The 12586-nt window shown below is 66.3% G+C and carries 14 protein-coding genes; 9 read left to right on the top strand and 5 right to left on the bottom strand.

The window, feature by feature from the left end; all coding sequences use genetic code 11:
* Positions 1-20: 20 nt before the first annotated feature.
* From B2W55_RS19125 to B2W55_RS19105, 5 genes are read left to right on the top strand one after another with little or no spacing between them, the layout of a single operon-like run.
* A complete protein-coding gene (locus tag B2W55_RS19125) occupies positions 21-1130 on the top strand; it encodes a BMP family ABC transporter substrate-binding protein (RefSeq protein ID WP_024580743.1) in 1110 nt (369 codons plus the stop codon).
* Positions 1127-2236, top strand: a complete 1110-nt coding sequence (locus tag B2W55_RS19120) for an ABC transporter permease (RefSeq protein ID WP_024580742.1) — start codon at positions 1127-1129, stop codon at positions 2234-2236. The genes B2W55_RS19125 and B2W55_RS19120 overlap by 4 nt, the downstream gene beginning before the upstream one ends.
* A 1-nt stretch (position 2237) precedes the next feature.
* Positions 2238-3164 (top strand): ABC transporter permease, encoded by a 927-nt coding sequence (locus B2W55_RS19115; protein WP_024580741.1) that lies wholly within the window; start codon positions 2238-2240, stop codon positions 3162-3164.
* Between the two features lie 15 nt (positions 3165-3179).
* Positions 3180-3863 carry a cysteine hydrolase family protein gene (locus tag B2W55_RS19110; RefSeq protein WP_024580740.1) on the top strand — a complete coding sequence of 228 codons (684 nt, stop codon included), beginning with the start codon at positions 3180-3182 and terminating at the stop codon, positions 3861-3863.
* Positions 3860-5392, top strand: a complete 1533-nt coding sequence (locus tag B2W55_RS19105; RefSeq protein WP_024580739.1) for an ABC transporter ATP-binding protein — start codon at positions 3860-3862, stop codon at positions 5390-5392. The genes B2W55_RS19110 and B2W55_RS19105 overlap by 4 nt, the downstream gene beginning before the upstream one ends.
* Before the next feature lie 291 nt (positions 5393-5683).
* Here B2W55_RS19105 and puuE read toward each other — a convergent pair whose 3' ends face one another.
* On the bottom strand, positions 5684-6622 hold the full coding sequence (gene puuE / locus B2W55_RS19100) for an allantoinase PuuE (RefSeq protein WP_024580738.1): 939 nt from the start codon (positions 6620-6622) through the stop codon (positions 5684-5686).
* Position 6623: 1 nt separating this feature from the next.
* Complete coding sequence (locus B2W55_RS19095; RefSeq protein ID WP_024580737.1) at positions 6624-7037, bottom strand: DUF3830 family protein; 414 nt, start codon at positions 7035-7037, stop codon at positions 6624-6626.
* Between the two features lie 196 nt (positions 7038-7233).
* Here B2W55_RS19095 and B2W55_RS19090 point away from each other — a divergent pair, with 196 nt between their 5' ends.
* Together B2W55_RS19090 and B2W55_RS19085 are read left to right on the top strand one after the other, a co-directional pair.
* A complete protein-coding gene (locus B2W55_RS19090; RefSeq protein ID WP_024580736.1) occupies positions 7234-7968 on the top strand; it encodes an SDR family NAD(P)-dependent oxidoreductase in 735 nt (244 codons plus the stop codon).
* A 103-nt stretch (positions 7969-8071) separates the two neighbouring features.
* Positions 8072-8347 carry a hypothetical protein gene (locus B2W55_RS19085; RefSeq protein WP_244442184.1) on the top strand — a complete coding sequence of 92 codons (276 nt, stop codon included), beginning with the start codon at positions 8072-8074 and terminating at the stop codon, positions 8345-8347.
* 34 nt (positions 8348-8381) lie between these two features.
* On the opposite strand, the gene B2W55_RS19080 is transcribed toward B2W55_RS19085, so the two are convergent.
* From B2W55_RS19080 to B2W55_RS19070, 3 genes are all read right to left on the bottom strand, one after another.
* Complete coding sequence (locus B2W55_RS19080) at positions 8382-9272, bottom strand: aldose 1-epimerase family protein (protein WP_024580734.1); 891 nt, start codon at positions 9270-9272, stop codon at positions 8382-8384.
* Positions 9273-9383: 111 nt separating this feature from the next.
* Positions 9384-10151, bottom strand: coding sequence for an enoyl-CoA hydratase-related protein (locus tag B2W55_RS19075; protein ID WP_024580733.1), 768 nt, complete (start codon positions 10149-10151; stop codon positions 9384-9386).
* A 63-nt stretch (positions 10152-10214) separates the two neighbouring features.
* Entirely contained in the window at positions 10215-10649 is a 435-nt protein-coding gene (locus B2W55_RS19070; protein ID WP_024580732.1) for a MarR family winged helix-turn-helix transcriptional regulator, read from the bottom strand.
* Positions 10650-10904: 255 nt separating this feature from the next.
* Between B2W55_RS19070 and B2W55_RS19065 the strand changes: the two genes are divergently transcribed.
* Both B2W55_RS19065 and B2W55_RS19060 read left to right on the top strand, forming a co-directional pair.
* Positions 10905-11804, top strand: a complete 900-nt coding sequence (locus tag B2W55_RS19065; protein WP_244442183.1) for a CHAD domain-containing protein — start codon at positions 10905-10907, stop codon at positions 11802-11804.
* A 105-nt stretch (positions 11805-11909) separates the two neighbouring features.
* Positions 11910-12586: SulP family inorganic anion transporter (locus tag B2W55_RS19060; protein ID WP_291532269.1), on the top strand; the 677-nt coding region annotated here is incomplete at its 3' end.

Raw genomic sequence — 12586 nt, 5'->3', positions numbered from 1 at the left:
CCCGCCGGAGGGAGCAGGCGATGGATTTTGGCAGGATTTCAAGACGGCACTTATTGCAGGGAAGCGCGGCGCTGGCATTCGGCAGCGCGCTCGGGGTGCGCGGCGCGGCCGCGGCCGAGACCACGGTCGGCTTCATCTATGTCGGGTCGCGCGACGACTACGGCTACAACCAGGCCCACGCCCAGGGCGCGGCGGCAGTGAAGAAGCTGCCCGGCATCAAGGTGATCGAGGAAGAGAAGGTGCCGGAGACCGACGCAGTCGAGAAGACCATCGAGTCGATGGTCAATCTCGACGGCGCCACGCTGCTGTTTCCAACCTCGTTCGGCTACTACAACCCGCATGTCGTCAAGATGGCGACCAAGTTTCCGAAGCTGCATTTCGAGCATTGCGGCGGGCTGTGGACCGACAAGGACCCGAAGAACGCCGGCAGCTATTTCGGTTACATCGACGAGGCGCAATACATCTCCGGCATCGTCGCCGGCTATTCGACCAAGAGCGGCAAGCTCGGCTTCGTCGCCGCCAAGCCGATCCCGCAGGTGCTGCGCAACATCAACGCGTTCACGCTCGGCGCCCGGCTCGCCAATCCGAAGGCAACCACGCAGGTGATCTTCACCGGCGACTGGTCGATGCCGGTCAAGGAGGCCGAGGCCACCAACAGCCTGATCGACCAGGGCGTCGACGTGCTGACCTGCCATGTCGACGGTCCGAAGACGATGGTCGAGAACGCCGCGCGCCGCGGGGCGATGGTGTGCGGTTATCACGTCAACCAGGCGCCGCTGGCGCCGAAGGCCTATCTCACCGGCGCCGAATGGAATTGGGAGGCGCTGTATCCGAAATTCGTCAAGATGATCGTGGCTGGAGAGACGATCCCGAACTTCTATCGCGGCGGCCTCAAGGAAGAGATCGTCAAGGTGTCGCCTTATGGCGAGATGGTCTCGGCCGAAGCGCGCAAGCATGCCGACGACGTCAAGGCCAAGTTCATGGCCGGCGATTTCACCATCTTCAAGGGCCCGATCGCCGACAACAAGGGCAAGACCGTGATCGCCGGCGGCACCGACCGTGGCCAGCAGGATCCCGAACTCGAGAAGATGGACTATCTGGTCGAGGGCGTGATCGGAGCCACCGCGTGACGACCGAGGCGGCGGAATCGGTGGAGGCGGCCGGCGTTGCTCCGGCCGCCGATCCCGGCTTCCTCCAGCGCTACGGCGCGAGCATCGAATACATCCTGATCCCGGGCGCGGCGCTGGTCGGCGCGCTCGCGGTGTTCGGCGGCTTTGTCGCGCTCTACGGCAAGAACCCGCTCGATCTCTATTTCTACATGTATTACGGCGCGTTCGGCACCTGGTTCTCGTGGCAGAACACGCTGACCCGCGCCGCGCCTTTGATCCTGACCGCGCTGTGCACCGCGCTGCCGGCGCAACTCGGCATGGTGATCATCGGCGGCGAAGGCGCGCTGCTGATCGGCGCGCTGTCGGCAACCGCGGCGGCGCTGGCGCTGCAAGGCACAGCGCCGATCGTGGTGCAGATCGCGATGGTGATCGCGGGCATGATCGGCGGTGGCTTCTGGATCGCGCTGTCGGGCGGCCTGCGGCAGTATCGCGGCGTCAACGAGACGATCTCGAGCCTGCTGCTGGTCTATATCGCGCTGGCGATCCTGAACCATCTGGTCGAGGGGCCGATGCGCGATCCGGCGAGCCTCAACAAGCCGTCGACGCGCGAGATCGGCGCCGCCAACATGATCGGCAGCATCCCCGGCACCGACGTGCATTGGGGCCTGGTGTTCGGCCTCGTCGCGGCCGTTGCCGCCTACATCCTGATCTATCACACGACGTTCGGCTTCGCCGCGCGCGTCGCCGGCGGCAACATCCGCGCCGCCAAGATCGTCGGGCTTTCGGTCGGCAAGCTGATCATGACCGTCTGCTTCCTCGCCGGCAGCAGCGCCGGGCTCGCCGGCATGATCGAGGTCGCGGCCGTGCAGGGCCGCACCAACGCCAATCTCGCGGCGGGCTATGGCTTCACCGGCATTCTGGTCGCGTTCCTGGCGCGGCAGAATCCGCTGGCGATCATTCCGGTGGCGATCCTGCTCGGCGGCATCTCGGCCTCCGGCGGCCTGTTGCAGCGGCGGCTCGGCCTGCCCGATGCCTCGGTGCTGGTGCTGCAAGGCATCATCTTCGTGTTCGTGCTGGCGAGCGATGCGCTCTACGGACGGATCGGCTTCCTGAAGGGAAAGTCCTGACATGGCGGATGCATCGCTCGGGCTCTGGACCGTCCCGCTCGCCGTGTTCGGCGGCGCCATCCGCGTCTCGACACCGTTTTTGTTCGTCAGCCTCGGCGAGTGCATCACCGAGCGGAGCGGCCGCATCAATCTCGGCCTCGAAGGCACGCTGGTGATGGGCGCGATGAGCGCCTACGGCATCTCGTATCTCACGGGCTCGCCATGGCTCGGCGTGCTCGCGGCCGGTGTCACCGGCGCCCTGTTCGGCGCGCTGCATGCCGGCATCTGCTCGCTCCCCCGTGTCAACGACATCGCGGTCGGCATCGCGCTGATGCTGCTCGGCACGGGCCTCGCCTTCTTCCTCGGCAAGCCGCTGATCGAGCCGACCGCGGCACGACTGCCGGCGATCGATTTCGGCTGGTGGAGCGACATCCCGCAGTTGCGCGCGGCGCTGCGCATCAACGTGCTGTTCCTGATCGGCGTCGCGATCGCGCCGCTGCTGTATTGGGCGTTCAGAACCACGCGCTGGGGCCTGTTGATCCGCACCGCCGGCGAGAGCGCGGATGCGGCGCGCGCGATGGGTCACTCGGTGCTGCTGATACGGTTGCGCGCCACCATGGTCGGCGGCTTCCTCGCCGGCATCGGCGGCTCGTTCCTGTCGCTGTTCTATCCCGGCAGCTGGAACGAAGGCCTCTCCTCGGGACAAGGCATCACCGCGGTCGCGCTGGTGATCTTCGCACGCTGGGACCCGATGCTCTGCCTGTGGGCCTCGCTCGCCTTTGGCGGCGCCGCAGCGCTCGGGCCCGCGCTGCAATCGGTCGGCATCACCTCCGGCTATCACCTGTTCAATGCCGCGCCCTACATCCTGACCCTGGCGATCATGATCGTCACCTGCTCGCCGAAGCGCACGCTGACCGGCGCGCCCGCCGAATTGTCCATCACCCGATAGACCGCGAGATCATTCATGCCCGAGCGCTTCATCAAGTCCGAGCCCTATGCCTGGCCCTACAATGGCGATCTGCGGCCAGAGAATACGGCGCTCATCATCATCGACATGCAGACCGATTTCTGCGGCGTCGGCGGCTATGTCGACAAGATGGGCTACGACCTGTCGCTGACCCGGGCGCCGATCGAGCCGATCAAGAAGCTGCTCGCGGTGATGCGCGCGCAGGGCTTTCACGTCATCCACACCCGCGAAGGCCACCGGGCCGATTTGGCCGACCTGCCCGCCAACAAGCGCTGGCGCTCGCGGCAGATTGGCGCCGGGATCGGCGATCCCGGCCCCTGCGGCCGCATCCTGGTGCGCGGCGAACCGGGCTGGGACATCATCCCCGATCTCGCGCCGCTGCCGGGCGAACCCATCATCGACAAGCCCGGAAAAGGCTCGTTCTGCGCCACTGATCTGGAGCTGATGCTGCGGCTGCGCGGCATCGAGAACATCGTGCTGACCGGCATCACCACCGACGTCTGCGTCCACACCACGATGCGGGAGGCCAATGATCGCGGCTTCGAATGCGTGCTGGTGGAGGATTGCTGCGGCGCGACCGACAGGAGCAATCACGACCACGCGCTGAAGATGATCAAGATGCAGGGCGGCGTGTTCGGTGCGGTGACCAGATCCGCCGACCTGATCGGGGCGCTGTCGTGATCATCGGCGAACCGCCCGCACCGGCAGGCGCGTTCGGTGTCGATGCCATCGCCATGACGATGCGATTCGGCGACTTCCTTGCGCTCGACAATGTCGAGCTCAAGGTGCGCCCCGGCTCGTTCCACGCGCTGCTGGGCGAGAACGGCGCGGGCAAGAGCACGCTCGTGAAATGCATCATGGGCTATTACCACGCCACCGAAGGCGACATCATCGTCGGCGGCCGCCAGCAGAGCATCGCCAACCCCAAGAACGCGCATGCGCTCGGGCTCGGCATGGTCTACCAGCACTTTACCCTCGTGCCGGCGATGACGGTCGCCGAGAACCTGGTGCTGGCGCGCGACGACGTGCCTTCGGTGGTGGACTGGCGCAAGGAGAAGAAGGAGCTTGAAGCCTTCCTGCGCAGGATGCCGTTCAAGGTGCCGCTCGACGCAAAAGTCTCCGACATCTCCGCCGGCGAACGGCAGAAATGCGAGATCCTCAAGCAGCTCTACCTGAAGCGCCGCTTCCTGATCCTGGACGAGCCGACCTCGGTGCTGACGCCGGGCGAGGCCGACGAAGTGCTCGGCATGCTGCGCGCGATGGTGGTCGCAGGCGAGCTCACCATCCTGATGATCACGCACAAGTTCCGCGAGGTAATGGCGTTTGCCGACGAGGTGACCATTCTGCGCCGCGGCAAGCTCGCCGGCACCGGCAAGGTCTCGGAGCTGACGCCGAACGAGATGGCGCGCACCATGATCGGCGCCGAGCAACTGACGGTGCAGCCGCCGCGCACCGGCGAGACCGGCGCGCCGCGGCTCGAGCTCGACAGGCTCACCGCGCTCGACGACGCCGGCGCGATCGCGGTGCACGGCGTATCGCTGACGGTGAAGAGCGGCGAGATCGTCGGCATCGCCGGCGTGTCCGGCAACGGTCAGCGCCAGCTGGTCGAGGTGCTGGCGGGCCAGCGCGAGGCCGAGAGCGGCGTGATCCGTGTCCAGGGCGAGGCCTATGCGGCGAGCCGCGAGGAGATGCGGCGCCACAAGATGTCGCTGCTGCCGGAGGAGCCGCTGAAGAACGCCTGCGTCGGCGGCATGAGCGTTGCCGACAACATCGCATTCCGCGAATTCGACCGCGCCCCGTTCGCCCGCGGCGGCTGGTGGCTGAACGGCAAGGCGTTCAGGCGCGATGCGGAGCGCAAGATCAACCGCTACAAGATCAAGACCCGCACCCCGGAGACGCCGATCGCGGCGCTGTCCGGCGGCAATGTGCAGCGCGCGGTGCTGGCGCGCGAGCTCTCGGGCGACGTCGAGGTGCTGATCGCCGCCAACCCTTGCTTCGGGCTCGACTTCGCCGCGGTGGCGCAGATCCATGCCGAGATCATGGCCGCGCGCAACCGCGGTGCCGCGGTGCTTTTGGTCAGCGAGGATCTCGACGAGTTGCTGGAGCTGTCGGATCGCCTGGTCGTGATGTTTCACGGCGCGTTCGTGCACGAGGCCCGCGCCAGCGAGGCGGACCTCACCGAGATCGGCCGGCATATGGCAGGGCATTGAGGTTCCCCCTCACCCGGAACGCATCTGGCGATGCGTTCCGGCCTCTCCCCGCAGGCGGTAGGGCCAAAGCTCGGTGTCGTCCCGGCGTAGGCCGGGACCCATAACCACAGGGCCTTGTTGTTGAACAAGGCTGTGGCCCCAGCTCGCTTTTATCACCACGCCCTGTGGTTATGGGTCCCGGATCTGCGCTCCGCTTCGCTGCGCTTGTCCGGGACGACGAAGTTTCTTTTGCCATATGCGCTTGCCCTGCCGCAGGCGAGGCGAACTGGCCACGGGTCGCCAACGATCGCGCTAGCCGATCTCGAACGCCTGCTCGGCGAGATGCCTGAGATTGGCGTGCCAGTGCTCGGCGATCGCAAGCCGCGTCGGTACCCAGACGTGATCGTGCTTCCCGATGTAGTCGAGGAAGCGCATCAGGGCCGCGGCACGGCCGGGGCGGCCGACGACACGGCAATGCAGGCCGACCGACATCATTTTCGGTGACGTCGCGCCCTCGGCATAGAGCACGTCGAAACTGTCTTTCAGATAGGTGTAGAACTCGTCGCCGCCGCCGAAACCTTGCGCGTTGATGAAGCGCATGTCGTTGGCATCGAGCGTATAGGGGATCACGAGATGCGGCACGGTGCCGGCAGCCTTGATCCAGTACGGCAGATCGTCGGCATAGGAATCGCAGAGATAGCGCAGGCCGCCGGCCTCCATCAGCAGCCGCAGCGTGTTGATCGAGGAGCGGCCGGTGTACCAGCCGAGCGGCCCGGCGCCGGTCGCCTCGGTATGCACGGCGATGGCGCGCGCGATCTCCGCACGCTCCTCGCCCTCCGTCATGTCCTTGTGCTCGACCCAGCGCAGGCTGTGGCTGGCGATATCCCAGCCCGCCTCCTGCATCGCGGCGACGACATCCGGATTGCGCTTCAGCGCCATCGCGACGCCGAATACGGTGGTCGGCAGCTTCCGCTCGGTGAAGATCCGCCACAGCCGCCAGAACCCGGCGCGCGAGCCGTATTCGAACATCGTCTCGATATTGGCGTGGCGCTGGCCGACCCAGGGCTGCGCGCCCAGCACGTCGGACAGAAACGCCTCCGAGGCGCGATCGCCGTGCAGGATGTTGTTCTCGCCGCCTTCCTCGAAATTGACCACGAACTGCACGGCGACGCGGGCAGCGTCGGGCCATTTCGGATCGGGAGGATTTCGCCCGTAGCCGCGGAGGTCGCGCGGATAGCGAGGCTCGCTCACGTCAGACTTCCTCGAAGCGGATCTGCTGTGCTCCCTTCCACAACACGGTCTTGCCGAACGTGGTGAGGTTCTCCAGCCCCGAGGTCAGCGTGATGAAATGATTGCCGGCGAGCTGGCCCATCTTGCTGGCGAAGTGCACGCCGCCATAGGCGAGCAGGATCTCGGTCTCGCTGATGCCGCCGGGGTACAGGATGATCTGGCCCGGTGCCGGATAGCTGGTGTGGTTCTCGTAGGAGACACCAAAGTCGAGATCGCCGAGCGGCATCCAGACGCCCTCGCCGCTCCAGCGCACATGGATCGCCTGGCTCTCGAACGGCATCGCCTTGCGGAAGGCCGCGACCGTCTTCGGCGCGAGCTGTTCCTCGAAGCGGGCGTCGAAGGTGAAATCGCCGGCGCGGACAATCAGTTTGCTCATCGGACTCTCGTGGGTAGGCTGGAAGGAGTGATACCCCAACCATTGCCGCCGGCCAGCGCCGGACGCAAGGCCTGTTCCGGCCCGGAATGCCGGTTTTTGCCGCAATGACGTCGATCACAACGCAGATTTGAGCAGGGTTGCGTTGCACCCTGCCCGTCGGTTTGCCAACCTGCGGGGAGACGCGAAGGAGACTTCGATGCCAGCCAACAGCCTGCATGGACATGTCGCAATTGTGACCGGCGGGTCGCGCGGCATCGGTGCGGCGATCGTCAAGATGCTGGCGGAAGCCGGCGCTGCCGTCGCCGTCAATTATCGCGAACGGTCGGCCGAGGCCGAGACATTGACGAAGGGCATCATTGCCGCCGGCGGCCGCGCGGTCGCAATCGCCGCCGACGTCTCGGAGGCTGCGGCCGTCGCCGGACTGGTCGAGCGCGCCAGGTCCGAGCTCGGCCCGGTCGACATCCTCGTCAACAATGCCGGCATCGCCATCGTCAAGGGCGTCGACGACCTCACCGAGGAGGATTTCGACCGCACCATCACGGTCAATCTCAAATCCGCGTTTCTCTGTACACAGGCAGTGCTGCCGATGATGCGCACCCGGAAGTGGGGCCGCATCGTCAACATCTCTTCCGGCGCGGCGCGCGGCGCCGGCGCGATCGGCCCGCACTACAACGCCTCCAAGGCAGCCATGGAAGGCATGACCCGCGGCTATGCCGCGCGCCTCGTCAAGGAAGGCATCACCGTCAACGCGGTCGCGCCGTCGCTGATCGAGACCGACATGATGAAGGGACAGAGCGGGCTGGTCAGCCGAATTCCGATCGGCAGGTTCGGCACCGCCGAGGAGGTCGCGCAGGCCGTGCTGCTGCTGGTCAACAATCCCTACATGACCGGACAGACCATCGCGATGAGCGGCGGCATGGCGTTCAACTAGATCGAGCGGCGCCGATACCACGGGTCCGTCTTGTTCCCTGCGGCACTGTCATCAAACCATGGCAGGAACTGTGCTTGGCTCCGGCAGTTATCCGCCTTGGAGCATGATCTTCTTCGGAAACCCGCTTCGCACTTTTCCGGATCATGCTGTGGCGAAACCGGATTTGGAGCCTGTCGTGATCGATCCGAAAACGCTGCTTGAACGCGCGGCTCAATTGGCCGACCAGGCCAAGGGCGAACAGAACCAGGGCATCCGCGAGCGGCTGCTGCGCATGGCGGAGCATTACCGCGACCTGGCGGCGCATGAATCCTGGGCGCACGAGAACCCGCCGTCGGTCAGCGGGATCACCAGCGTCCTCAGCACGCGCGGCGCGCATTGAACGCGGGACCGCCGCGGCAAGACAAGCTACGGCGTCAGGCGACGCGAATGCGATAGCTCAGAGATTGGCGGGCACCCGGCACGATGTGCATCACGCCGGGCTTGTCGGCGAATTCGCCGTCGAACTCGGCAGGGCTGGCAAAACCGTGCCACGGCTCGATGCAGAGGAATGGTGCGCCGCCGACCTTCGACCAGATGCCGAGTTCGCGGAAGCCGCGCCAGGAAATTTCGATCTCCGGGCCCAGCGTGGCTGCTGCCGGGCCCAGTGTCGCCGCGAAGCGGATCGATGTGCTTGCGACCTGATCGAAGATCATCGCGTCGTCATCGAACAGCTCCTCGGTCAGCGCAAGCGTTCTGCCCTCGACCGGATTGGGTTCAGGCTGCCGCCGCATCAATCCATCCTTCAACCGCCGGATCGGCGCGGGTTCAGTCTTGTCGAAGGTCAGCGTGTAGGCTTCCTTCGGCAGCCCCGGCACCAGCGGCCAATTGAACGCGGGATGACCGCCGAGCGCGGCCGGCAGCATCTCGGCGCCGGTGTTGATGACCTCAAAGACGACCTCGAGATCGGGGCCATCGATGCTGTAGGTGACCTCTAACCTGAACGCGAAGGGATAGCGCGCACGGGTTTCCGCATCGTCTGACAGCGCGAGCTTGCATGACCGGGGCCCCTGCTCGATCCAGGCGAAGCGGCGGTCGCGCGCGAAGCCGTGCTGCGTCATCGGATAGGTCTTGCCGTTGTGACGGAGCGTGTCGTTCTTCAGCCGGCCGACGATCGGGAACAGGATCGGCGCATGGCGTGGCCATTGCGGGCCGGCCTGCCACAGCAGTTCCCTTCCCCCGGCATTCCTGAGCGACGACAATTCGGCGCCCTGGCCCAGGATGGTCGCGGCGATTCCATCGCCGCGCAGCGTGTGACTGTCGCTCATACCTCGCCTCGCCGGGTTCGCTGTACTGCCACACGAGATGTTCGATGCGGGCGAAGCCGTCAACCCCAAAGCGATGGGGCCGCCCACGCGGGACGGCCCCAAATCCGGAGCCTACCCAGCGATCTTGGAGAAATCCGGCGGGCGGCGCTCGGCAAAGGCGGCAAAAGCCTCGCGCGCTTCGGCGCTCATCAATCGCTCCTGGAAGATTTCACCCTCGCGCGCCATCTGCGCGCTGATCCTGACAGGGTCGCGCATCAACGCCTTGGTGTGCTGGAGCGAGCCGAACGGCCGCTTCGCCAGCGCATCCGCCGCGGCTCGGGCCTTGGCACGAAGATCCGCAAGCGGCACCACCGCGTTGGCGAGACCGATCGAAACGGCCGTCTCGGCCTCGACCGGCTCGCCGAGCGCGAACATCGCATAGGCCCGCGCATAGCCGATCCGCTGCGGCAGCAGATAGGTCGATGCCGCCTCCGGCACCAGCGCGAGATTGACGAACGGCGTGATCAGCCGCGCGGTCGGTGCGAGGTAGACCAGGTCGCAATGCAGCAGCATGGTGGTGCCGATACCGACCGCGTTGCCCTGCACGGCGGCGACCAGCGGCCGCGTCGCCCTGGCGAGGCCGGCGAGGAAGCGGCCGACATGACGCTCGCCCTGCACGCCGCGCGACACCGCGGCGAAATCGGCGAGATCGTTGCCAGCGGTGAAGCTGTCGCCGTCACCTTGCAACAGCACGGCGCGGATCGCGGAGTCGCTCTCGGCGCGTTCGAGTGCGTCGGCCATCGCGCCGTACATCGCATTGGTAATCGCATTCTTCTTGTCCGGACGCGCCATCGTCACGGTGAGGACGCCACCGTCCAGCGCTACGACCACTTCGCTCATGCTCTCACTCCTCTTGCTTCTTGCCCGACGCGTTTCCTGACGCGACCCTAGCTTGAAAACGCCCTAACCATCTTTGTCTTTCGGAAACTTCTCTTGCAGGCTGGCCAGCCAACGCGACACCACGTCGATCTCCGCTTCCGAGAATCCGTCCATCAGGCGGTTGTTGATCACCCTGGTCCGCGTCGCGGCGCGCTTGCCGAGCTCCTGTCCCGCCGAGGTCAGATGCAGCCGCTGGCTGCGCCCATCCTCGCCGTCACGCCGGCGCTTGACGAGGCCGGCACGTTCCATCCGGTCGGCGAGCCCGGTCATCGCCGACGGCACGATGTCGAGCGCCTGCGAGACGTCACCGATCAGCGCGCCGTCGTTGCGCCCGAGAAAGAACAACACGCCGGCCTGGGCCGACGTCAGATCATGCGCGGCCGTCTCCTGCTCGATGGCGCGCTGCACCCGCCGATAGGCCACGGTCAGCAGGAAGATCAGCCGGTGTTCCGCTTTCATGCCGTCGTTATATATTTCGCATGCGAAATATCAAGATATTTCGTACACGAAGTATCTCGAATTGGCGGCCCCGACTGAGCAAGCACCGCATGTCAGCGCCGTCGCCCGGGTCGATTGCGACATTTTGATCGCGTCACCGCAGCGTCATATTACGGCTACGCAGAAAACCCTTGATCGGCAGCGGTCAAACAGGAATTCTTCCTGCCCGGGAGCCGGGGTGTTGCGTCGCGGCTCCGGCGGCGCCGCGGGAGTGTCATGACGTCAGGGGCAAGTCCGGACCGGGAACGCGTCGTCCGCCCGAAGCGGCCACGCCATCTCAGCCAGGCCATGCGTTGTGAGACCGCATTTCGCCTGATCCTGTCCGAATGCCTGGAGGAAGTCGCGACCAATCACGAAGCCCTGAGCTCCGGCGATCCCGTGGCGCTGCACCGGACCCGTATCGGACTGACGCGGCTGAAGGCGGCGGTCGCCTTCTACGGCCCGATGGTGGCGGACAGCGAATGGACGCGATTGAAATCCGAGCTGAAATGGCTGAGCGCCCACCTCAGCGCAACGCGCGATCTCGACGTCGCGATCGAGAACAGCAAGGGCCTGCCCGAAGAACGCATGCTGAAGGCCGCACGCACCGATGCGTTCGACGCGCTCAAGGAGGCGTTGCAAAGCGACCGTTACTGGCAATGGTTCGACGGCATGTGGGACTGGGTCGGCAGCGGCCCCTGGACCGCGCGGCAGAACCGCCGCGCGGCGCAGCGGCGGGCCGTGCCGGTCGCGGTGTTTCACGCGCGCCGACTGGCGCGGTGGCATGGCAAGCTGTGTCAGAAGAGCCGCGGGCTGCAAGGCATGGGCAAGAGCAAGCGCCATCGCGTCCGGCTCGCCAGCAAGCGGCTGCGCTACGCGATCGAGTTCTCGGAAGGTGGCCTGCCTGCCGATCTCTACGCGTCGTGGCGCACTGTCCTCAGACATCTGCGCAAGGGACAGCAGCTGCTCGGCGAGCTGAACGACAACGAGGTCCGTCGCGAGTTGCTCGAGAGTGCCGATGCACTCGCGCAGCGCGCCCACGAGCGCAAGGCCAAGCACCAGCGCGTGCATGAGCGCAAGCGCAAGAGCCGGCTGCTGCGCCAGGCCGCGGCCATCTACCGGAAGATCGCCGAATGACCGTAATCCCTCGTCCCGCGCCCGCGCCGACAATCCCAAGCTTGCCTGCCGCGCACAGCGCCCGCGCTCGTCATTGTCTTCATCTCCCTCCCTGTGGTTATCGCCATGCCTGACGGTTCCTCCACCGCACATCTCTATCGTCCCAAGCTCCTGACCACGCTGACCGAAGGCTATGGCCTCGGCGCATTCCGCCACGACGTGATGTCGGGACTGACGGTCGCGGTGGTGGCGCTGCCGCTGTCGATGGCGATCGCGGTGGCCTCGGGCGTGACGCCGGAGCGCGGGCTGTTCACGGCGATCGTCGGCGGCTTCCTGGTCTCTGCGCTCGGCGGCAGCCGCTTTCAGATCGGCGGCCCGGCCGGCGCCTTCATCGTCCTGGTCGCCGCAACCGCCGCGCAGTTCGGCGTCGAGGGCCTGCTGCTCACCGTGCTGGTGTCCGGGGTGATGCTGACGCTGATCGGCGCGTCCGGGCTCGGCGCGCTGATCCGCTACATCCCGCACCCCGTCACCGTCGGCTTCACCTGCGGAATCGCGGTCACCATCCTGGCCAGTCAGTTGCATGATCTCGGCGGGCTGACGCTGGCCGGCGCCGAACCCGGACCGTTCGTGCCGAAGCTCGCGGCGCTCGGCCATGCGCTGCCGACCCTGAACTGGTCCGCGCTCGCGATCGGGGCCGGCTCGGCGGCCGTGATCTTCGCGTTGCGCGCCTGGCGGCCGGCGTGGCCGGCGATGCTGATCGCGATCGTGATCGCATCGTTCGCGGCGCTGCTGCTGCACCTGCC

Source organism: Bradyrhizobium sp. UBA2491 (genome assembly GCF_002341725.1).
Taxonomy (GTDB): Bacteria; Pseudomonadota; Alphaproteobacteria; order Rhizobiales; family Xanthobacteraceae; genus Bradyrhizobium.
The sequence above is the reverse complement of the archived record's forward strand: the minus strand, read 5'-3'. Positions and strand labels throughout refer to the sequence as shown.